Below are 21,809 nucleotides of genomic sequence, written 5' to 3'. Positions count from 1 at the left end.
GCTGATGGAGGCCGCGCTCGGGCAGAGCGCCGACCCGGGCGACCTCGTCGGGGGCGATCCGGCCGCGCTCGCCGACCGGGCGGGCGCCCTGCGCCGGTTCGCCGACCACCTAGGCGCCGCGGCCGACGGTCTCGAGCGCATCGACCTGCGGCAGTGGACCGGGCAGGCCGCCGACGTCTTCCGCGAGCGCTTCGGGGAGTCCCCGCGCGGCTGGCGGGACGCGGCCACGGCGTTCGACCGCGCCGCGCGGGCGCTCGGCGACTTCGGCAGCGCCGTCGCCGCGGCCCAGGACCGGGTCCGGGAGGCGATCGACGTCCACGCCCGCGCCGTCGCCGCATCGGAGGCCGCGCGGGCCGGCTACAACCGGCGGGTCGACGCGCACAATTCGGCGCTCGCCGCCGGGCAGGCGCCGCCGGTGGTGGAGCCGTTCACCGACCCGGCGCAGGGCGATCTCGCGCGCGCCGAGGAGATCCTCGCCGACGCCCGCCGCGGTCGCGACGAGGCCGCCGCCCGGGCCGCGGGCGAGGTGCGCGGGGCGGGGGAGCTGACGGCCCCGCCGCCGTCGGTCGTCGCCCAGCTCGGCGCCGCCGCCGTCGACGCGGCGGGCGTCGTGGACACCGCGCAGGACCGCCTGGTGGCCGGTGTCGGCCGCGGGGTCGAGGGTCTCGTCCAGTTCGGGCGCACGATCAACCCGCTCGACCCCTACACCCTCACCCACCCCGCGCAGGCGATGACCAACGTCTCCTCCCTCGGCGCCGGGCTCGTCCGCGGGATCGCGCACCCCACCGAGCTGGTCAAGGGCGCGGTCGGCACCGGGTGGGGCAGCGACCCGGCCGGCGCCCTCGGCGAGCTGCTGCCGAACGCCGCCCTGACCGCCGCGACGGGCGGGGGCGGCGCCGCGGGACGGCTGGGACGCCTGGCGCGGGCCGCCGGGCGCAGCGAGAACCGGCCGCTCGAGCGGCTCGCCACCCGCGCCGACCCGGTCGACGTCGTCAGCGGCGCCCAGATCCTCCGCCACGTCGACCTGGCGATCGACGCCCCGCTGCCGCTGGTCCTCACGCGCACGCACGTCTCGAGCTGGGAGCTCGGGCGCCACTTCGGGCCGCGGTGGGCCTCGACGCTCGACCAGCGGCTGGAGTTCGTCGCCGGCGCGGTGTGGTTCGTGCGCGAGGACGCGGTGGTCGTCGTCTACCCCGCTCCCGACGCCGAGGAGACGGTGCTCCCCGCGGCGCCCGACCACGCGCCGCGCTGGCCGCTCGCCCGCGACCGCGACGGCTGGGCGCTCACCGACCCGGCCACCGGACTGCGCCGCAGCTTCGCCGCGAGCGGCGCGATCACCGGCTGGTCGGTGCCCGGCGGCGACCACATCGCCGTCGACCGCGACGACGCCGGCCGTCCCCTCGCCGTCCGGCACTCCGGCGGGCACCACGTGGAGGTCGCCACCGATCCGGCCGGCCTGATCACCGGGTTCGGCACGGTGGTGTCCTTCGGCCACGCGGACGGGCAGCTCGCCGAGGTCGTCAACTCCTCCGGGCGCCCGCTGCGCTTCACCTACGACGACGCCGGGCGCATGGCGTCGTGGACCGACCGCAACGGCGTCACCTTCCGCTCCACCTACGACACCGCGGGCCGCTGCGTGCACGGCGCCGCGGACGACGGCGTGATGGCGTGGTCGTTCCGCTACGGGCGTGGCGTCACCGAGTCCACCGACGCGCTGGGGCACACCGAACGCTTCGAGTTCGACGCCGGCGGGCGGATCGTGCGCGCTGTCGATCCCCTCGGCGCCGTGACCCGCTCGGTGTGGGGCGACGGGGACCGGCTCCTCTCCTCCGTCGACGCCGCCGGTGCGGTGACTCGCTTCGTCCATGACGACGCCGGCGACGTCGTCGGTGTCGCGCACCCCGACGGCACGTCCGAGACCGTGGAGCGGGACACGGCGGGGCGGGTGGTGGCCGCGGTAGACGCCACCGGCGCGGTGACCCGCTGGGAGCGCGACGCCGCGGGCCGGATCGTCGCCGACGTGGATCCCACCGGTGCCGTGACCCGGTGGGAGCGGGATCTGCGCGGGCACGTCATCGCCGTCGTCGACTCCCTGGGAGTGCGGACGGTGGTCGAGAACGACGCCGCCGGCCGCCCGCTGGTGATCACCGACCCGACCGGCGCGGTGACCCGCGTCGAGCGGGACGGGTTCGGGCGGGTGGTGGCGCGCACCGACCCCGTCGGGGCCCGGACGGCGTTCGCGTGGACCGTCGAGGGATTGCTCGCCGGCCGGACCGCCGCCGACGGCGCCACGTGGAGCTGGGAGTACGACGGCGAGGGCAACGAGGTCGCCGCCCGCGACCCGCTCGGTGCGGTCACGCGGCGCGAGTACGGCGCGTTCGACGTGGTCACCGCCGTCGTCGCCCCCGACGGCGCCCGCACCGAGCTCGCTCACGATCCCCTGCGCCGCGTCGTCGCCTTCCACGACGCCGGCGGCCGGACCTGGACCACGAGTTACGACCGGGCCGGGCGCGTCGTCGCCGAGACCGACTTCGACGGGCGGACCGTCGCCCTCGAACGGGACGCCCTCGGCCACGTCGTCCGGCGGGTCAACGCCTCCGGGCAGGAGGTCCGCTGGGCCTACGACGCGCTCGGGCGGGTGACGACGCGGTGGGTCGACGGGGAGCCCGAGCGGTTCACCCACGACGCCGCCGGACGGCTCCTCGCGGTGTCGTCACCGGACGGCACGCTGCGGATCGAGCGCGACGCCGCCGGACGTGTCGTCGCCGAGAGCGTCGACGGGCGCACCGTCACCACCACCCGGGACGCCGCCGGCCGCGTCGTCGGACGCGGCGTGCCCTCGGGCGTGCAGAGCCGCTGGTCGTTCGACGACGCCGGACGCGTCGCCGGCCTCGACCTCGACGACCGGACGATGACGTTCGCCGTCGACCCCGCCGGGCGCGAGATCGGCCGGTCCTGGGGCGCGGCAGCACTGACGCAGGACTGGGACGAGCACCGCCTCGTCGGGCAGCGCCTGGACCGGCCCGCCGGCCGCGTCTCGTCCCGGGCCTGGACCTACCGCGCCGACGACCTCCTCGTCGCGGCCTCTGGCCCCGACGGCACGCGGACCTACGGCCTCGACCCGAACGGCCGCGTGACCTCGGTCGGCGACGAGTCCTACCGCTACGACGCGGCGGGCACGCTGGCGGCCTCGGGCTCCGGCGAGCCGCACGTCCTCGACGGGACCCGGGTGCGCCGCGCCGGCTCCCTCGTCGTGCGCCACGACGCCGACGGCCGCATCGTCCTGCGCCAGCGTCGCCGCCTCGGTGGTCGTCCGCTGACCTGGCACTTCCGCTGGGACGCCCTCGACCGCCTCGTCGGCGTCACGACCCCCGACGGCACCCGCTGGCGCTACCGCTACGACGCGCTCGGCCGGCGCGTCGCCCGGGAGCGCCTCGACGCCGCGGGCGCCGTGGTCGAGCGGATCCTCGCGGCCTGGGACGGGACCGTGCTGGCCGAGGAGACCCGGTTCGTCGACGGCACCGAGTCCTCGACCGTCTGGGAGTGCGCGCCCGGCACTCACCGCCCCGTCGCCCAGCTCACCCGCACCCTCACCGACGAGCAGGTCGACGAGCGCTTCCGCGCGATCGTCACCGACCTCGTCGGCACCCCGACCGAGCTCGTGACGCTCGACGGCGAGATCGTCGGCGCCGCCCGTGCCTCGCTGTGGGGACGCACGGTCTGGGCGGGCGAATCCACGCCCCTGCGCTTCCCCGGCCAGCACCACGACCCCGAGACGGGGCTCGCCTACAACCTCCACCGGTACTACGACCCCGAGACCGGCCAGTACGCCTCCGTCGACCCCTTGGGCCTGGCACCGTCACCCCACCCGCGTGCGTACGTGCCCAACCCGACGGCGGAGATCGACCCGTTGGGGTTGCAGGGATGCGAGCCGGTTCGAGGGGATCCTCGACAGCGAATCGAACCGCTCGGGCCCGAGCTGTCCCATGCGCCTCTACCGCGCGTGTTCAACCTCGACGTCGACGGTCGCATGATCCACGTGCACCCGAATGTCACGAAGCACATCGAGGAGCTCGCCCGCGGGCTGGTTCGGCGGGGTCAGGCTGACGCTGTGCCGCGCGCCGTCCAGAAGCAGCTGGAGGGCCTGGACGCGGCGTTGTCCGAGGCGATCAGGACGAGGCTGCCGTTGTACGAAAGACTCGAGGTCGGTGACTGGCAGCTCGAGCTGCGCCAGGGACCGGCAGACCAGTATCCGGCGTTGATTCACGGACGGAAGTTCCGATGAGCCACTCACTGATCGTGACGGGCGGGCGGGACGTGGACAGGGTCGAGATGAACGCCGACGAGTACGTCTCTGGCGCCATCTCGATCCTGCCGACATCCGAGGAACGCCTTGTTCTCACGGTGGATGGTGACGCCGGGGGCTGGCTCGAGCTCGTGCTGAATGCGCACGACGGCGCGGTCGAGGAGATCACGATCACCTCGCCCCTTCCGCCCTACCAACCGGCTCCGCACAGTGCGTCGCTCCGGTCGGTCCCGCAGCTCCCTTGCCTCGCTGTCGGGCCGCTGATCGCCGACAGCCGGAAGGTCAACTTTGATCGGCTCGTACGGGTTCTGGCTCCGTTGGCGGAAGGACGCCGTGACGCCGACCGGTGCGTCCGAGTCCGCGAGGGAACGGCCGAGGTTCGGTACGAGAGCTACGGTCTCGCCTTCCTCGTGGGAGGGAACGGCGAGTTGCTGGAGTTCGTGATCTGCCACGACCTCGCTGAACGTGCACGCCCCTTCGCCTGACGGCTCGCCGTACTCCGCCCTGACCCCGAGCTGCGTCTGTTCCGCAGCTTGTCTGCGCACGCACCGGTCGTCACGATCAATCGGTGAACGGTCTACCGCGGTGTACGCCGTGTGGTGAAGATCCCGGGGTCGGCTAACACAGAGCGATCGTACGCCGAACAGGCTAGGAAGAAGGCGCCTGTTCGGGCTACATCAGCACCACCGAAGGGGGAGACGTGGATCGGTGGACGATGGTGCTGGAGGCGGTCGCGGGCTCGCTCGCGGCGATCAGGGTGGACGAGGACGAGTACCGGCGCGTCGATGCTGAGCTGAAGGACGGCTACGCCACGGCGCTGAGTGCCGCGCTCACCACGGTGGTGGAGACCGAGGGCAGCGACCCCGAGCACCTCGTGCTCGTCGTCCCGGGGGATCTCGAGAGCGGGCGGTTCGCCGACCTCACCGAAGCGGTCAGCCTCGCCGGCCTGCCCGACCCCTCGTGGCTCCCCGACGCCGTGGCCTGGGCGGGTCCGCAGTTGGCCGCGCGCGAGGCGGGCACCGCGGTGATCGTCCTCGACGCCCGCCGCGACCAGGTCGCGGCGTGGTCGGTCCGCACGGCCGACGACGGTGTCGAGATCGGCCGCGACGGGCCGATCGACCTGACCAGCCGTCTCGACGCGCTGCTCTCGGGGGTCGTCTACTCGAAGCTGGCGGTGGTGGCGCCGGAGATCGCCGACGCGCTCCGCGAGCGCGCCGACGCCGCCGGTCGGCGCGACGCCGCCCACCTGGCCCGCGAGCTGCGCGAGGCGCGGCACATCATGTGCACCACCGACGGCGAGGAACTGATCGTCGCCGCGGGCGAGGCGGAGGTGTACCTGACCCGCGACGAGTTCACCGGCCTCGTCGAGCACGCCCTGCGCGACACCGTGACCCTGATCCTCGGCGCCGAGGAGGCGTCGGCGGACACGATCCTCGTCGCGGGCTGCGCCACGCCGATCGTCGAGCACCTCGCTGGCGTCACCGACGCGACCGTGCTGCCCGCTCCGGTCGGGAAGAGCTCCCTCGACGGCGCCGCGGCGCTCGTCCTGCCGCGGCCGGTGCGCGGCGAGGAGCCCGTCGCCGAGGCAGCGGACGACCCGGACCCGACCGACGGTGTCCCCTTCCTCGCGACCGCGCTGCCGCAGCCGACGGGCTCCGACCTCGTCCGCGTGCCGTACCAGCCCGCGGCGCACCACGGTCCGCCGCGCTGGGCGGTGCCGGCGCTGTCGACCCTGCTCGTGCTGAGCCTCGCCGGTGCCGGGGCCGTGCTCGTCACGCAACCGTCGCCGGAGGCTACCGCCACCGACGCCGGGACCGTCTCGCCGACGGTGCCGGTCGTCCCGGTCGGCCTGGATCTCCCGGCCGACCCGGGACGGTGACCGTCAGGACGTGACGGCCTCGACGTACTTCTCGGGGTCCTTCTCCTCGAACGACAGCCCGTGACCACCCGCGTGCTCGACCTTGAACTGCTCGAACTTCGCGCCGAGCTCCTGACGGAACGCGAGCGAGGTCGCCTTCCGGAACGGAGCGAGGTCGTCGCGCTCCTCCTCGGCCATGTGGTGGTTGTTCGCCTGGTCGGTCTCGTCGATGGCGTCCCACCACTCCTGGCTACCGACCTTCGCCTTGCGCGCCTTCTCCGTGCCCTCACGGATCTCGTCGTGGTCGCCGATCGCGTCCTCGGTCGCCGAGGCGTCGTCGTCGTCGGCGCGGCGCGCCATCGACGGGTAGAAGTGCTGCTCCTCGGCCGAGGCGTGCACCTCGAGGTAGATCGCCAGCTCGTCCCAGACCTTCTCCGCCTCGTCGGTCTCCTCCCGGAGATCGGCGAGCCGCAGGAACTGGCGCCGGAACCAGTCGTGGTCGTCGAGGATCATTTCGGTGATGTCGGCGGACATGGAGACCTTCCGTTCGCGTGGTGGCCTCCGGGACCTACCCGGGCTCCGTCGACACGAACCGGTAGGCGAGCCTCACCTCGCGTGGACGGCGCCCGCCGGGTCCACGAACCACACCTCGGCCCGCGTCCCCGCCAGCGACGCCGAGCGCTGCTCGGTCAGGGCCCGGTAGCGGCGGGTGTCGGGCAGGGCGATGACGATCCGCGCCTGCGGGTGCGCCCGCCGCCGCTGGACCGCTGCCTGCTCGGCCGCGCTGAACCAGTCACCCGCGATCGTCGTCGGGTGGGTCCGCGCCCCGTCGGCCGGCCAGCCCGTCACCTCGACGTGCACGTCGTGGCCGTCCAGCGACGCCACGAGGTCCCGCGCGGGTCCGTTCCCGTCGGCGGACGCCGACCGCAGCGTCCCGCCCGAGCGCACCAGCCATCCCGCCACGAGCGCCTGGACGTTGACCACCCGCGACCACGCCTGGAGGACGTCGTACTCCGGCGGACCGAGGGTCGCGTCGATCGCGTCCGCCGCTTCGGTGCCCGGCGCCTCGGTGTCCGGCGTGCTCGCGGGAACGTCGGACGCCTTCTCGTGCCCGGGGTCGACCGGCGTCGTGGCGTTGGTGGTGACGGCGCCGTCGGTGGCCTTCTTCCGGCCGCCGCTCTTCCGGCTCCGTGACGCCGACGCCCTGCCGTTCGCGGTGGGGGAGGCCGCGGTCTCCGGTGATGCTTCGGTTTCCGAAGAGTCGGCCGTGACGTCGACGACGTCGGGTGCGGCACCGGCCGATGTCGCGGCATCGCCCGCGGGTTCCGCGGGGGTTCCCGGATCGGCTGTGCGGCGCCGCGACGTCGACCCGGCCTTGCTCTTCGCGGAGGTGCCGCTCGTCGACGACGACACCGCCGCCGGGGTCGGCTCAGGGCCGGGAGATGCTTCGATTTTCGAAGCGTTCTGGTCGGAGTCGGCCGGTGCTGCCGGCTCGGCGGGCCTCCCGCCATCCCTCACGGTCGTCGCGCGCGACGTCGCCGCGGACCGGGTGCGGCGTCCGTGGGTCGCCTTCTGCGGCGCGAGGGTTGGCTCGACGACGCTGGTCGGCTCGGGGCCGGGAGATGCTTCGGTTTTCGAAGCGTCCTGGTCGGAGTCGGCCGTCGCTGCCGGCTCGTTCGGCGCCTCCACGGCCTTCGCACGCGACATGGAGCCCCGCCGCCGCGAGGCGGACGCCGGCGCCTTCGCGTCACCCGAACGCGTCGACTTCGTCGCGGCGGCCCCGCCCGCGACCTTGCGCGAGCGGCGCTTCGGAGCGGGGAGGCGGTTGAGGATCGGGCGCGTGTCGGTGCGCTCGAGCTCGCCCTCGGCGACGAGCTTGCGGCAGAGCTGGTTGACGGTCTGCGGGCGGACGTCGTCGCCGAGCTCGCGGGCCAGGGCGGCATCGCTCAGCCCATCCGGTGACGCACTGAGCATTCGGAGCACCGCGACGCGCCGATCGGTGGGGTCAGTGCTCACCGGGAGGGCCATCCTCTTGTTCCCCTCCGTGTTCAGCCGTGGAGCTGGGGATTTCCGTGGCGTGACGGCACGCGCATCCACGTGCGTGACCATTCCGTGACCCGTATGGTAACGAGGCATGCTGGCACTGACGGAGACGGCGGCCGAGGCCATCTCGTCCATCCTCGAGTCCAACGAGATGCCCGAGGGGTCGGGTCTGCGCATCGCGGCCACCCCGAACATGGCCGAGGAGGGCCTCGAGCTCTCCGTGGCTCCGACGCCCGCCGCGGACGACACCGTGCTCGAGGGCGGCGGCGCCGTCATCTTCCTCGAGCCCCAGGCCGCGTCGGCCCTCGACGACAAGGTGCTCGACGTCGAGCGGGTGCCCGACGCCGAGCGGGGCGAGGGCGACGAGTTCCGTTTCGCGATCACCCCGCAGTCCGAGCTCCAGGACTGATCCCGCGACCCGCTCGGCGCGCGTCATCCCTGCGCCGGGTCGTGGGTCAGCGGCCGCCCCTCGCTCTCCGAGCTTGCTGAGGCCGGCCGCGGTACGTGACGTCGCCACCCCTCCAGGTGAGGGTGGGCGGGCTCCAGCTCCTCGCACTGCCGCAGCGCCAGTTCCAGCGACGACCGGTACTCCCGGGTGAGCGCCCAGGACGGCGGTTCGGCCGCCGCCGCCAGCGCCTCGGTCACCGCCGACTTCGCCCCCAGCACAGCGGGGTCGCCGTAGCGCGCGAGCACCTCCCGGGCCCGGCGATGGCGCTCGGGCCGCGGCGGGATGCGCCGGCCGTCGACGGCCCGTGTCGGGTGCGGCAGGTGGATGGTCGCGCCCGGCGCCCGACCCGGCGGGATCGGGTCGGTCGCCGCGTGCGTGCGCCCGTGGGCAAGCAGGTGCGGCAACAGGTGGGTGTGCGGCCCGTCGGGGCTGGCACCGCTCGGCGGCGGGATCGGCGTGTAGACCTCCAGCCGCGCGGCCGCCGTCCGGAACACCCGGTGTGGTCCGGCCTCGACCAGGGCCGCTGCCACGGAGCCGGCCTCCGCGAGCGGTCGTCCGGCGACGGCGCGCAACGACGCCAGCAGCGCCGGATCGCTGGTCCGGACACACGCCGCGAGGTGTGGTGCGCCGACACCCAGGTCGACGAGCACGTCCTCCCGGTCCTCGGCGCGCAGCGCGTCGACGTCGGGACCGAGCTCGGTGATCACCGAGCGACCACCCGCCCCGATCGGCACGCACAGCGCGACAGCCTGGCTCCAGGCGTCGCCGGACCGTCGTTCCCACGCCACCGGGACGACGTCCCCGTTCAGGTGGACGTCGACGGCCCCGCGGGCGGTGACCGCGGTGGCCCGCGCCGGTCCGCGGGTGACGTCGGCGGGCTCGTCGGGATCGCGCAGGAACTCCGCGAGCGCGCCGAACGTGCCGACGCTCCAGCCGGCGTCGGGGTCGTCGACCCAGGCGAGGAGGTCCTCCATGCCGACGGAGCTCAGACCGTGGGGCCGCCGACGGTGGTGACCAGCTCGCCGTCCGCGGAGACGACCAGCTCGACGTCGCGCACCCGCCCCGCGGCGCGCACGTCGCCGAGCGCCTCGCGCAGCGCCTCGAGCGCCGACGACGACGCCTGCACCGACAGGCTCTCGACCTCGGTGCGGATCGACAGCTTCTGCTCGGACTTCGCCCGGCGGATGCCGCCGATGACGTCCGAGGCCACGACGAGGACCTGCGGGTCCACCTCCGCCGACGTGGCCAGCTCGTGGATGTCCGGCCAGGCGGCCCGGTGCACCGAGCCCTCCTGCCACCACGACCAGACCTCCTCGGCGACGAACGGCAGCACCGGGGCGAACAGCCGCTGCAGCACCCGCAGCGCGGCCGCGAGCGTCGCGCGGGCCGAGTCGCGCCCGGCGTCGTCGAACTCGCCGTACGCCCGCGACTTGACCAGCTCGAGGTAGTCGTCGCAGAAGAACCAGAAGAACTGCTCGGTCAGCTCGAGCGCGACGGCGTAGTCGTAGCCCTCGAGCGCGGCCGTCGCCTTCTGCACGACCTCGGTGAGGCGGGCGAGCAGCGCGCGGTCGAGCGGCGTCGACACCGCGGACACGTCGGGCTCCCCGGCCGGGACCCCGACGCCGAGGATGAACTTCGAGGCGTTCAGCAGCTTCATCGCGAGCCGGCGGCCGACCTTCATCTGGCCGCGGTCGAAGGCCGTGTCGACGCCGGGCCGCCCGCCCGCGGCCCAGTAGCGCACCGCGTCGGAGCCGAACTCGACGAGCAGATCCATGGGCGTCACGACGTTGCCCTTGGACTTCGACATCTTCTTGCGGTCCGGGTCGAGGATCCATCCGGACAGCGCCGCGTGCGCCCAGGGCAGGCTGTCGTGGTCGAGGTGGCTGCGCAGCACCGTCGAGAACAGCCACGTGCGGATGATGTCGTGGCCCTGCGGACGCAGGTCCATCGGGAAGACGCGCGCGAACAGGTCGTCGTCGACGCTCCACAGACCCGCGATCTGGGGTGTCAGCGACGAGGTCGCCCAGGTGTCGAGGACGTCGGGGTCGCCGGTGAAGCCCCCGGGGACGTCGCGCTGCTCGGCGGTGAAGCCGGGCGGGACGTCGGTGGTGGGGTCGATCGGCAGCGCGCTGTCGTCCGGCGTCAGCGGCTTGTCGGGAACGACCTCGCCCTCGTCGTCGAGCGGGTACCAGACCGGCACCGGGACGCCGAAGAACCGCTGGCGGCTGACCAGCCAGTCGCCGTTGAGGCCGCGCACCCAGTCCTCGTAGCGGTGCCGCATGTACTCGGGGTGCCACTGCAGCTCGCGGCCGCGGGCGAGCATCTCCTCGCGGACGGTCGCCTCGCGCCCGCCGTTGCGGATGTACCACTGACGGCTGGAGACGATCTCGAGCGGCTTGTCGCCCTTCTCGTAGAACTTCACCGGGCGCGTGACGGGGCGGACGTCGCCGGAGAGCTCGCCGGTCTCCTGCAGCATCGCGACGATCCGCTCCTTGGCGGTGTGCACCGTCGCGCCGGCGACCTCCTCGTACCGCTGCCGCCCGGTCTCCGAGGTGATCCAGTCCGGGATGTCGCGCATCAGGCGACCGTCCCGGTTGATCACCGTGCGGTTGGGCAGGTCGAGCTCGCGCCACCACTGGACGTCGGTGAGGTCACCGAAGGTGCAGCACATCGCGATGCCGGCGCCGCGGTCCATCTCCGCCGCCGGGTGCGCGAGGACCGGGACCTCGACGTCGAACAGCGGCGAGCGCACCGTGGTGCCGAAGAGCGCCTGGTAGCGCTCGTCGTCGGGGTGCGCGACGAGCGCGACGCACGCGGGGATCAGCTCGGGCCGCGTCGTCTCGATGAAGATGTCGGCGTCCTGCCCAGAGGAGTCGACACCGTGGTAGGCGATCCGGTGCCAGGCGCCGGTGTGCTCGCGGTCCTCGAGCTCGGCCTGCGCGACTGCCGTGCGGAACGTGACGTCCCAGAGCGTCGGCGCCATGGAGACGTAGGCCTGGCCGCGCTCGACGTTGCGCAGGAACGCGCGCTGGCTGATCGCGCGGGCCCGGGCGTCGATGGTCTGGTAGCCGTGGGACCAGTCGACCGAGAGTCCGTTGCGGCGCCACAGCGCCTCGAACGCCTTCTCGTCGTCGGCGGTCAGCGTCTCGCAGAGCTCGACGAAGTTCTTGCGCGAGACCGGGATCTGCTGCTTGCCGGGCTTGTCCGGCGGGGTGAAGTCCGGGTCGTACGGCAGGCTCGGCTCGCAGCGCACGCCGTAGTAGTTCTGCACGCGGCGCTCGGTGGGCAGGCCGTTGTCGTCCCAGCCCATCGGGTAGAAGACCTGCTTGCCGCGCATGCGCTGGAAGCGGGCGACGATGTCGGTGTGGGTGTAGCTGAACACGTGCCCGACGTGCAGCGACCCGGACACCGTCGGCGGCGGGGTGTCGACGGAGTACACCTGCTCGCGCGTGGCAGAACGGTCGAACGCGTAGGTGCCCTCGTCCTCCCATACGCGCGCCCACCGGTCCTCGAGGCCGTCGAGGGTCGGCTTCTCGGGCACGCGGGTGCCGGGGTCGGACTGCGCCATGACGCCCAGTTTACCGAGGGGTCCCGAGCGACTTCCGGCCTGCTCGCGACGCACGCAGCGGAGCGGAGCTGGGCAGACGGGGTGTGCGTCCAGGGGTGGCGGGGGACTCGGGGCAGATGCGACGGATCACCCAGGACACCGCCGGCGGACCCGAGGTCCTGCACCTCACCGAGGCGCCGGTCCCCGAGCCGATCCCGACCGAGATCCGGGTGCGGGTGACCGCCGCCGGCGTGAACCCGGTCGACACGAAGGTGCGCGCGGGCGGGGCCGGACTCGCCTCCGCCGGCGGGGACATGTCGGCCCCGCCGTTCACCGTCGGGTGGGACGTCGCCGGGGTCGTCGACGCCGTGGGCATGGGCGTCACCCGCTTCGCGGTGGGCGACCGCGTCTTCGGGATGCCGTGGTTCCCGCGCGAGGCCGGCGGCTACGCCGAGTATGTCACCGCGCCCTCCCGGCAGTTCGCGCACATCCCCGACGACGTCGACGACGTCACCGCCGCGGCCACCCCGCTCGCGGCCCTCACCGCCTGGCAGATCCTCGTGGACACCGCCGACGTGCAGCGCGACCAGCGGGTGCTGATCCACGCCGCCGGCGGGGGCGTCGGCCACCTGGCGGTGCAGATCGCCAAGGCCCGCGGCGCGTACGTGGTCGGCACGGCGTCGGCCGCCAAGCACGCCGACCTCGTCGCCCTCGGCCTCGACGAGGCGATCGACCACCGGACCGAGGACGTCACCGAGGCCACCCGGGACATCGATGTCGCGGTCGACCTGACCGAGGTGAACGGGCCCTCCTCGCTGGCCGTGCTGCGCCCCGGTGGGCTCGTGGTGTGCGTGCCGTCCGGCGTACCCGAGGGACTCGCCGAGCAGGCGCATGCCGAGGGCAAGCGGGTCACCGACTTCCTCGTCGAGCCCGACGGTGTCGCGCTCACCGGGATCGCCCGGCTCCTGGACGAGGACGTGATGACGGTCCGGATCGCCGGCACGCTCGCGCTGGAGGACGCCGCGGCGGCCCACCGTGAGCTCGAGAAGGGATCGACGTTCGGCAAGCTCGTGCTCACGGTCTGAATTCGGAGGAACAATTCCTCGAAGGGCGTGGACACATCGTGTCCACGCCCTCTAATGTCTCCCTCGTACACGGAGAGGAGGTTCCGATGATCTACTCATTCACCGACGGCGTCCGACGCGTCGCGATCCTCGGTACCGGCCCCGTGTCCGCGGCCTGCTGAGGCTCTGCCCGCTCCGCGCCCTTCCCGGACCTCGGTCACCCGACGTCCGCGCTGCTCATCGGTCCCGCTGCCGATCAGGTCGTCCTGATCCCCGGCAGCGACGGACGCGCATTCCGCGCCATTCCCGCGGCTTTCTCTGCCGTTCTCGGTGCACTTCTCGTGTGCTGATTCTCTGCGCCCGGAAGGAGGGCGACATGAGCTGGATTTTCCGTACCGTGTCCTTCCCGCTGGCGCCCTCGTTCCGCGGGCGCGGCGAGTCCCGGCGCCGTGAGGCCGTCGAGCGCGCGTTCGAGGCCGACCTGCGGCGGGAGTTCCGGGCGGCCTGCGAGTTCGTCGGGGTCCGCACCAGGACCCACGTGCCGGCCGGCGTGACGATCACGACCCCGCGCATCGGCGAGATCCGGCAGGGCCCTCCGACAGTCTTCACGGTCGAGCTGATGGCCGGGATGGTCCCGTCGGACCTGCTGCCGCCCGCCCGCCGGGTGGCCGAGGCCCTGGGCGGCCGCGGCGTGCGGCTCGAGCCGCTGGCCGGCCGCTGGTTGCGCGTGGTGGTGCTGGACGACCCGGGCCCGCCCGCGGACCGTGACGACCCTGCTCGTCCCGGCCCGCGGCGGGTCCGGAGCCGGCCGCTGGTCGTGCCGTGCACGACGGAAGGCTCCACCCACTCGATCCGGTGAGCGGTGCTAACGGTTCGCGACCCCCGACGACATGAGCGGCAAGTCCGCCGCACGGCGGACACCACGCATCTCGTCGGGGGATCGCCACCATGACCACTGTCCAGCCGCCCCGCCACCGCGCTCCCGCCGGAGCCCAGGGCTTCGGCCACGAGCCGCACCCGTCGGGGCCGATCACGGTCGCCCCGCGTCGCTCCCGTGGCGGGGCCGAGGCCGCGGACCTCGCCACCGACGCCCCGACCGTCCCGATCTCGCGGGCCGCCCTGGACGCCGCCCGCGCCGCCGCCCCGGCGCCGATGCCGATGCCCGCACCCGGGATGCCGATGCCCGCACCCGGGATGCCGATGGCCGCTCCGATGATGCCGATGGCTCCGGCCGCCCAGGCGGCGCCGGCTCCGAAGCGCCGTCGCCGCTGGCCCTGGGTGGTCGGTGCGCTTCTCCTGCTGCTGATCATCATCGCGTCGACCTCGAACGGCACGGCCACCACCACGCCGACGGCGGCAGCTCCCGTCGCGGCGCCGGCCTCGAGCGTGGCCTCGCCGAGCGCGGCCGAGCCGGTTCCCGCGAGCTCCGGCCCGGCCACGAGCTTCGGCGACGGCACCCACGTCGTCGGCCAGGACATCGAGCCGGGCACCTACCGCACCGGCGGTCCGGCCGCAGGCGGGATGGGGATGTGCTACTGGTCGCGCCTGCGCAACACCAGCGGCGAGTTCGACGCGATCATCGCCAACGGCGTCCCGACCGGTCCCTCGACCGTGACCATCCGCTCCGGGGACGGTGCCTTCGAGACGACCGGCTGCGGGACCTGGACCAAGACGAACTGATCAGACCGCCCCGTGCTCGCGCCAGAGCGTGAGCAGCTCGCCCGCCCCGAGGACGTCGACACCGGCGTCCTCGGGGCGTTCGCGGCTCGTCAGCACGGTCAGCAGGGCGCGGGCCGGGCCCCGGACGGCGACGTCGCTCTTGCGGTGCGCGTGCTCGACGACCGGACCGTCGGCGCCGAGTGTCACGACCCACTCGCCCACGCCCTCGGGCAGCCCCTCGTCGGTCGCGTGCAGGTGCAGCGTCGCGCCGTCCGCGCGCAGGCCCGTCCGGTACTTCGCCCCCATGGCCACCATGGACAGGTGCTCGTCGACCGCGTCCGCGGCGATCACGGGGTCGACGTCGGCCAGCACGGGCCGGCGCGCGGCGAGCTCGGCGTCGGCGCGGTGCACCAGGGTCTCGTGGCACTGCCGCCGCGCCCAGAACGACACCGGCACCATCCGGCCGAACCCACCGACCTCGGTGTCCTGGCCCGCGTCGCGGATGGCCTGCACGAGCCCCACGGCGCCCTCGCGGAGCCAGAGCGAGACCTCGCCCTCGTGGTCGGGCAGCGGCGGGGAGGTGGGCCCGCGGCGCTTGAGCTTCTTGCCCGGGTTGCCGACGGTCGCCGTGCACCAGCGGTGGACCCCGCCGAGGTGGTCGGCGAGGTCGTGCACCGTCCACTCCGGGCACGACGGCACCAGGGTGTCGTGGTCGACGGCGCGCGTGGCGTCCGCGAACGCCGTGGTGTGGGCGGTGATCTCGTCGAGGAAGCGGGGCACCGTCGGCATGCACCCATCCTCGCGCCCATGGTCATGTGAGCGAAATCAGAGCAGGCGGACCACCAGTTCGCCGTCCTCCTCGGCCGCGCTGTAGGCCGCGACGTCGTCGGTCCCGGTCGCGCAGGTGCCGTCGACCAGCGAGAACTGGTGGTTGTGCAGCGGGCACATCACGACGTCGCCGTCGACGAGCCCGTCGGCGAGCGGGCCGCCGCGGTGGGGACAGATCGCCCGCAGCGCGTGCAGTCCGCCCGAGCGCGGACGGAACACCGCCACCGGCTCGTCACCGACGAGGAACGCGCGCCCCTCGCCGACCGGGATCTGGTCGACCGGTCCGAGGCGCACCTCGACGCTCGTCATCGCGCGGGCACCTGGGGCAGCGGCACGAGCGGCAGCGCGTCGTGGAACTGGCCGGGTGTCCGCTCGGTCTGGTCGGCGGCCCAGGGGTCGACGTACGCGTCGACCGCTTCCTGCATGCGGGCGTCCAGGTCGGCGGCGATCCCCTCGCTGTCGTCCACGATCACGGCCCGCAGGTACTCCAGGCCCGTGCGGGGCACGAAGTCGTAGGTGCGCTCCAGCCAGTTCGCGTTCTCGCGGTAGTACTGGAGGAACCGGCCGGTGAGCGTCATGGCCTCCTCGTGCGAGTCGACCGTCGCCAGGATGTCGCCCTTCCGGATCGTCGCGCCCGCGGCGCCGCCGACGTAGATCTGCCACCGCGTCGATCCCTCTGGCCGCCCCTCGACGGCCACCAGCCCCACGTCCTTGACCATCGACTCCGCGCAGTTCCGCGGGCAGCCGGAGACGGCGAGCTTCATCTTCGCCGGGCCCTCGATGCCCTTGTAGCGCTCCTCGATGTCGATCCCGAGCTGCGTGGAGTCGCCCAGCCCGAACCGGCAGAAGTCGGTGCCCACGCACGTCTTCACGGTGCGGAAGCTCTTGCCGTAGGCCCAGCCCGAGGGCATGTCGAGGTCGGCCCAGACCTCCTGGAGCTTCTCCTTCGGCACGCCGAGCAGGTCGATGCGCTGCCCGCCGGTCAGCTTGACCATGGGGATGTCGTGCTTCTCGGCGACGTCCGCGATGCGCCGCAGCTGGTCGGGCGAGGTCACGCCGCCCGACATGCGCGGGACCACCGAGAACGTGCCGTCGCGCTGGATGTTGGCGTGCACCCGGTCGTTGATGAACCGGCCGTCGCGCTCGTCCACGAAGTCGTCCGGCCACATCATCCGCAGCAGCGCGGTGAGGCCCATCTTGGAGCCGACGTGGTCCTTGCCGTCCGGGACGAGCGCGTCGAAGACCGCGGAGACGCTCTTCAGCTCTCGAGATCGGATCTCCCGCATCAGCGTCGGCTTGTCCAGCGGGATGCCCGGGACGTAGTACGAGTCGGCGGGGTCCTCGGCGCCCGCCCCGCCGAGCGCCGCTTCGACGACCTGGGTGACGAGCCCCTTGCAGGAGCCGCAGCCCTTGCCGGCCCGGGTGGCCGCCATGCAGGCCGACACCGTCTCGGCGCCGTCGTGCACGCAGCCCACCAGGTCGCCCTTGGACACCCCGTTGCAGTTGCAGATCTGCGTGTCGTCGGGCAGGTCCGCCGCGGACGTCGCGTCGTCGGCCGACCCGAGGTCGAACAGCAGCTTGATGCGCTCCTCGGGCAGCGCCGAGCGGCTGTCGAAGGCCTGGGTCAGCGCCGCGACCTTGCTGACGTCGCCGACCAGCGTCGCGCCGATCAGCGTCCCGTCGCGGATGACGACGGTCTGGTAGACGCCGCGTCCGGTCTCGGAGAACTGCACGAACTCGTCGGACGACCGCTCGGGGGTCTTCACGCCCATCTGCGCGACGTCGACGCCCGCGACCTTGAGCTTCGTGGCCAGCCGCGAGCCGTGGTACCGCGCGTCGGGGTTCGTCCCCGTGACCACGTCGGCGAGCACGGCGGCCTGCTCCCACAGCGGCCCGACGACCCCGTAGACCTCGCCGCGGTGCTGGGCGCACTCGCCGACCACGTAGATGTCGTCGTCGTCGACCGAGCGCATCGTGTCGTCGACGACGATCGCGCGCTGGGTCTCCAGCCCGGACACCATCGCCAGCCCGATGTTGGGCCGGATGCCGGCGGTGACGACGACCATGTCGCAGGCGAGGTCCGACCCGTCGGTGAACCGGACCCCGGAGACGCGGCCGTCCTCGACGAGGATCTCCGACGTCTTCACCCCGAGGTGCATGTGCATGCCCATGTCCTGCAGCTTCGAGCGCAGCACCTTCGACGCCTCGGCCTCGAGCTGCTGGTTCATCAGCACCTCGGTGGGGTGCACGACGTGCACCGCGACACCGTGCGCCTGCAGGCCCGCCGCCGCCTCGAGCCCGAGCAGCCCGCCCCCGATGACGACCGCCGTCCGGTGCTCGCGCACGTGCTCGAGCATCCCCGTCGCGTCGTCGAGCGAACGGAACCCGAAGACGCCCGGGGTCAGCTGCGTCGTGGAGGCCCACATGCCGTCCATCGGCGGGAAGAACGAGCGGCTGCCGGTGGCGAGCACGAGCGTGTCGTACGGCGTCACCGACCCGTCGTCGCCGTACACGACCTTGGACGGCCGGTCGATGCGCACGATCCGCACGCCGGCGTGCAGCGTGATCCCGTTCTCGGCGTACCAGTCGAGCGGGTTGAGGTAGATCTCCTCGTCGGCGTCCTCGTTGTCCACCGCCTCGCCCGCGGCGTTCGCCAGCACCTCCGAGAGCAGGATGCGGTTGTAGTTGCCGTAGGGCTCCTCGCCGAAGACGGTGATCGCGAACGTGTCGCCGCCGCCGCGCGCGAGGATCTCCTCCAACGCGCGGGCGCCGGACATGCCGTTGCCGACGACGACGAGGCGGGCGCGCGACGGCGCCTCCTGATCGGTGCCGGGCCGGGGAGCTGTCTGCGTCACCCCTAGACCTCCACCAGGCCGCAGTCGACGACGAGCGTGCCGGACGTGCCGGCGGGCGCGGTGTAGTGCACCTCGACGGTGGTGCCCGCGAGGAGGTCCTCGACGACGCGCAGCGAGACGTGCATGTCGCCCTTGGCCCCGACCGGCAGCCAGCGGGCCGGCGCGCCGTCGAACACCAGCACGACCGTCGCCAGCTCGTCGGACGAGTTGCCGGCGCGCACGTAGAGGACCTGGCCGGTGACGCCCTCCGGGACGGTGTAGGCCAGCGACGGGTGCAGGGGCGCCGGCTTGTCCAGGCCCTGCCCCTCGAACGCGAACGCGCCCTGCAGGAAGCGCGGTGTGGTCATCATGTGGAGGAGTCCTCTCCTGGGGCGAGCGGAGCGACGGGGATCGACTCAGCGGTCGGTGGTGGTGGGGACGGCCGTGAGCTCGACCGCGCAGACCTTGAACTCCGGCATCCGCGAGGCCGGGTCGAGCGCCGGGTTGGTGAGGTCGTTGATCGTCTGCTCCCCGGCCCAGTGGAAGGGGGCGAAGACGGTGTCGGGGCGGATGGTGCTGGTCAGCCGCACCCGCATCCGCGCGCTGCCCCGACGGGTGCGCAGCAGCAGGTCGCCGCCCTCGGCGACGCCGAGGCGCGCGGCGAGATCCGGGTGGACCTCGACGGCGGGCTCCGGCTCGGCGTCGAGGAGCGCCTTGGTCCGCCGGGTCTGGGTGCCGGACTGGTAGTGCGCGCGGCTGCGGCCGGTCGTCAGGCGGTACGGGTACTCGTCGTCGGGTGTCTCCGCCGCGTCGCGGTGGTGCACGACGTGGAAGCGGGCGCGCCCGTCCGGGGTCGGGAACCCGTCACGGAACAGGCGCGGGGTGCCCTCGTGGTCCTCCGTGGGGCACGGCCAGAACACCCCGCGCTCGGCCTCGATGCGCTCCCAGGTGATGCCGGCGTAGTCGGCCTTGCCACCCGCGCTGGCGCGGCGCAGCTCGTCGAAGACGGTGCGCGGGTCGTCGTCGAAGAACCGCCCGCGACCCAGACGTGCCGCGAGATCGGCGAGGACCGCGAGGTCGCTGCGCGCGCCGTCGGGGGCGTCGACGGCGCGCCGCCGGCGCAGCACACGGCCCTCGACGTTGGTCATCGTCCCGTCCTCCTCGGCCCACTGGGTGGTGGGCAGGACGACGTCGGCGAGCTCGGCGGTCTCGGACAGGAAGATGTCGGAGACCGCGAGGAAGTCCAGGGACCGGAGGCGCTCGCGGACGTGGGCGGCGCGCGGCGCGGACACGGCGACGTTGGACGCCATGACCATCAGGGCGCGGACGCCGCCGTCGGTGCCGAGGCGGTCGAGCATCTCGTACGCGGAGACCCCGGGCTGCGGAAGCTCGTCGGGATCGACGCCCCACACACCGGCGACGTGCTCGCGGGCGGCGGGGTCGGCGAGCATCCGGTAGCCGGGCAGCTGGTCGGCCTTCTGCCCGTGCTCGCGGCCGCCCTGACCGTTGCCCTGGCCGGTCATCGTCGCCCAGCCGGCGTTCGGGCGGCCCGGCAGACCCAGCGCGAGCGCGAGGTTGATCCAGGCCAGCGCGGTGTCCGAGCCCGAGGCGTGCTGCTCGGCGCCGCGGCCGGACAGGATGATCGTGGCGCGGGACGCGGCGAGCATGCGCACCGCGCGCTCCATCACGCGCACCGGGACGCCCGTGATGCGCTCGACGCGGTCGGGCCAGTACTGCCGCAGCGCCCGCTGGAGGGCGGGCCAGCCGGTGGTGCGCTCGGCGATGTAGGCGGTGTCGACCAGGCGGTGCTTCACCGCGAGGTGCAGCAGCCCGTGGGCGAGCGCCAGGTCGGTGCCCGGCACCGGCTGCAGGTGGACGTCGGACGCGGCCGCGGTGGCGGTGTAGCGGGGGTCGACGACGAGGTGCTGCGCGCCGCGCTCGCGGCCGGCGGCGAACCAGCGCATCGCCGGGGGCATGACGTCGGCGGGGTTGGAGCCGACGAGCAGGACGGTGTCCGCGCGGGCGATGTCGGAGAGCGGGAACGGCATCCCGCGGTCGACGCCGAAGGCCTTGGTCGCGGCCGCGGCGGCCGAGGACATGCAGAAGCGGCCGTTGTAGTCGATCGAGGCGCTGCGCAGGGCGACGCGGACGAACTTGCCGGCCTGGTAGGCCTTCTCGTTGGTCATGCCCCCGCCGCCGAAGAGCCCGGCGGCGTCCGGGCCGAACCGCTCCTGGGCGACGGTGAGGCCGTCGGCGATCCGCTGGAGCGCCTCGTCCCAGGTCGCCGCCCGGAACGGGTCGTTCCGCGCGTCCCGCACCAGCGGGGTCGTCAGGCGGTCGGGGTGGGTGAGCAGCTCGGCCGCGGAGAGGCCCTTCTCGCACAGCCCGCCGCGGTTGGTGGGGAACGGCGCGCCCGCCACCTCGAGCACCGGCCCCGCGCCGTGCTCGCGCGGGGTCAGCGTCATCGCACACTGCAGCGAGCAGTACGGGCAGTGGGTGCTGACGCCCTGCTCGGGCGCCGATCCGGAGATCGGCAGGTGGGGCCCGGCCATGCCCCCACGCTGCGGGCGCGCCGTTTCCGGGCTGTTACGCGGGCGCTACGTCATGTCGGGGGTGGCGGGATCGACACCGCGCAGGAGGAGCCCGTCGCCTCGGCGGTGGTGTCGTCGACGTCGGTGTGCACCGTCGCGTGGAAGCGGCTGACCAGCTGGTCCAGCCCGACGGTGAACGAGATCTCGACGATCTGCTTCGTGTCGAAGTGCGCCCGGAGGTCGGCCCACATCTCGTCGGTGATCGTCTGCATCCACGTGGACGCGCGGGCGTAGCGGATCACCGCCTCCTCGGCGGCGGAGAACATCCCCGCCGGCAGCGGGTCGTCGAGGAGACGCGACATCTCGTCGTCGGTCAGTCCGGATGCTCGACCGAGCACCACGTGCGTCGGCGTTCAATAGAAGCACCGGTTGGCGACCGCGCTGGTCAGGTACGGCAGCTCGCGCAGCCGGTCGGTCGGCAGCGAGTTCCGGAAGTACACCGTGTCGGCGAGAGCGTAGAACTGCTCCATCGCTTGCGGGTGGTTGGCCATCGCCCGCTGCACGTTGCGCAGCGCGGGCATGTCCCGGCGCTCCTTCAACGCGGCGAGCGCCTCGCGGGCCTCGGGGTCGGCGTCCGGGTCGTCGGGGTCCGGCAGCGGGATGCGGGCCATGCAGGCCGGGTGCCCCGGTG

19 protein-coding genes are annotated in these 21,809 nt (G+C 73.6%); 8 read left to right on the top strand and 11 right to left on the bottom strand.

Annotated features, from left to right (window positions below; translation table 11 throughout):
* Window positions 1-4: 4 nt before the first annotated feature.
* From ACR9E3_RS03720 to ACR9E3_RS03710, 3 genes are all read left to right on the top strand, one after another.
* Window positions 5-4,285, top strand: a complete 4,281-nt coding sequence (locus ACR9E3_RS03720) for a putative T7SS-secreted protein (RefSeq protein ID WP_460378616.1) — start codon at window positions 5-7, stop codon at window positions 4,283-4,285.
* Window positions 4,282-4,791, top strand: a complete 510-nt coding sequence (locus tag ACR9E3_RS03715; protein ID WP_460378614.1) for a hypothetical protein — start codon at window positions 4,282-4,284, stop codon at window positions 4,789-4,791. The genes ACR9E3_RS03720 and ACR9E3_RS03715 overlap by 4 nt, the downstream gene beginning before the upstream one ends.
* 215 nt (window positions 4,792-5,006) lie before the next feature.
* Window positions 5,007-6,185 carry a hypothetical protein gene (locus tag ACR9E3_RS03710; RefSeq protein ID WP_460378612.1) on the top strand — a complete coding sequence of 393 codons (1,179 nt, stop codon included), beginning with the start codon at window positions 5,007-5,009 and terminating at the stop codon, window positions 6,183-6,185.
* Between the two features lie 3 nt (window positions 6,186-6,188).
* Here ACR9E3_RS03710 and ACR9E3_RS03705 read toward each other — a convergent pair whose 3' ends face one another.
* Window positions 6,189-6,698 (bottom strand): hemerythrin domain-containing protein, encoded by a 510-nt coding sequence (locus ACR9E3_RS03705; RefSeq protein WP_460378610.1) that lies wholly within the window; start codon window positions 6,696-6,698, stop codon window positions 6,189-6,191.
* A 72-nt stretch (window positions 6,699-6,770) separates the two neighbouring features.
* Window positions 6,771-7,148, bottom strand: a complete 378-nt coding sequence (locus ACR9E3_RS03700; protein WP_460378609.1) for a hypothetical protein — start codon at window positions 7,146-7,148, stop codon at window positions 6,771-6,773.
* On the opposite strand from ACR9E3_RS03700, the gene ACR9E3_RS03695 reads away from it, so the two are divergent.
* Both ACR9E3_RS03695 and ACR9E3_RS03690 read left to right on the top strand, forming a co-directional pair.
* A complete protein-coding gene (locus tag ACR9E3_RS03695) occupies window positions 7,141-8,280 on the top strand; it encodes a hypothetical protein (RefSeq protein WP_460378607.1) in 1,140 nt (379 codons plus the stop codon). The two genes, ACR9E3_RS03700 and ACR9E3_RS03695, sit on opposite strands and share 8 nt — an antisense overlap.
* Before the next feature lie 18 nt (window positions 8,281-8,298).
* Window positions 8,299-8,616 carry an adhesin gene (locus ACR9E3_RS03690; protein ID WP_133827011.1) on the top strand — a complete coding sequence of 106 codons (318 nt, stop codon included), beginning with the start codon at window positions 8,299-8,301 and terminating at the stop codon, window positions 8,614-8,616.
* A 23-nt stretch (window positions 8,617-8,639) separates the two neighbouring features.
* Here the strand turns inward: ACR9E3_RS03690 and ACR9E3_RS03685 are convergent, their stop codons facing one another.
* Complete coding sequence (locus ACR9E3_RS03685) at window positions 8,640-9,629, bottom strand: DUF6925 family protein (protein ID WP_460378604.1); 990 nt, start codon at window positions 9,627-9,629, stop codon at window positions 8,640-8,642.
* A gap of 11 nt (window positions 9,630-9,640) precedes the next feature.
* Complete coding sequence (gene valS, locus ACR9E3_RS03680) at window positions 9,641-12,223, bottom strand: valine--tRNA ligase (RefSeq protein ID WP_460378603.1); 2,583 nt, start codon at window positions 12,221-12,223, stop codon at window positions 9,641-9,643.
* A 116-nt stretch (window positions 12,224-12,339) separates the two neighbouring features.
* On the opposite strand from valS, the gene ACR9E3_RS03675 reads away from it, so the two are divergent.
* The 3 genes from ACR9E3_RS03675 (at window position 12,340) to ACR9E3_RS03665 (ending at window position 14,946) form a co-directional block, all read left to right on the top strand.
* A complete protein-coding gene (locus tag ACR9E3_RS03675) occupies window positions 12,340-13,287 on the top strand; it encodes an NADP-dependent oxidoreductase (protein ID WP_460378602.1) in 948 nt (315 codons plus the stop codon).
* 355 nt (window positions 13,288-13,642) lie between these two features.
* Window positions 13,643-14,125, top strand: coding sequence for a hypothetical protein (locus tag ACR9E3_RS03670; RefSeq protein ID WP_460378600.1), 483 nt, complete (start codon window positions 13,643-13,645; stop codon window positions 14,123-14,125).
* Window positions 14,126-14,214: 89 nt separating this feature from the next.
* Entirely contained in the window at window positions 14,215-14,946 is a 732-nt protein-coding gene (locus ACR9E3_RS03665) for a hypothetical protein (RefSeq protein WP_460378597.1), read from the top strand.
* Here the strand turns inward: ACR9E3_RS03665 and ACR9E3_RS03660 are convergent, their stop codons facing one another.
* The 7 genes from ACR9E3_RS03660 to ACR9E3_RS03630 are packed head-to-tail and all read right to left on the bottom strand — an operon-like array spanning window position 14,947 to window position 21,789.
* On the bottom strand, window positions 14,947-15,714 hold the full coding sequence (locus tag ACR9E3_RS03660) for a maleylpyruvate isomerase family mycothiol-dependent enzyme (RefSeq protein ID WP_460378594.1): 768 nt from the start codon (window positions 15,712-15,714) through the stop codon (window positions 14,947-14,949). It abuts the gene before it with no gap.
* Window positions 15,715-15,750: 36 nt separating this feature from the next.
* Window positions 15,751-16,062 (bottom strand): Rieske (2Fe-2S) protein, encoded by a 312-nt coding sequence (locus tag ACR9E3_RS03655; protein WP_460378592.1) that lies wholly within the window; start codon window positions 16,060-16,062, stop codon window positions 15,751-15,753.
* Complete coding sequence (gene nirB, locus ACR9E3_RS03650; protein WP_460378591.1) at window positions 16,059-18,608, bottom strand: nitrite reductase large subunit NirB; 2,550 nt, start codon at window positions 18,606-18,608, stop codon at window positions 16,059-16,061. Before nirB ends, ACR9E3_RS03655 begins: the two co-directional genes overlap by 4 nt.
* Window positions 18,609-18,610: 2 nt before the next feature.
* Entirely contained in the window at window positions 18,611-18,955 is a 345-nt protein-coding gene (locus ACR9E3_RS03645) for a molybdopterin oxidoreductase (protein WP_460378589.1), read from the bottom strand.
* Window positions 18,956-19,003: 48 nt separating this feature from the next.
* Window positions 19,004-21,139, bottom strand: a complete 2,136-nt coding sequence (locus ACR9E3_RS03640) for a molybdopterin oxidoreductase family protein (RefSeq protein ID WP_460378586.1) — start codon at window positions 21,137-21,139, stop codon at window positions 19,004-19,006.
* Window positions 21,140-21,189: 50 nt separating this feature from the next.
* Window positions 21,190-21,480: a carboxymuconolactone decarboxylase family protein gene (locus ACR9E3_RS03635; RefSeq protein WP_460378584.1), complete on the bottom strand. Its 291-nt coding sequence runs from the start codon at window positions 21,478-21,480 to the stop codon at window positions 21,190-21,192.
* Window positions 21,481-21,531: 51 nt separating this feature from the next.
* Window positions 21,532-21,789: a hypothetical protein gene (locus ACR9E3_RS03630; RefSeq protein ID WP_460378583.1), complete on the bottom strand. Its 258-nt coding sequence runs from the start codon at window positions 21,787-21,789 to the stop codon at window positions 21,532-21,534.
* Window positions 21,790-21,809: the final 20 nt, after the last annotated feature.

This window comes from Actinomycetospora sp. C-140 (genome assembly GCF_054796175.1).
The sequence above is the reverse complement of the archived record's forward strand: the minus strand, read 5'-3'. Positions and strand labels throughout refer to the sequence as shown.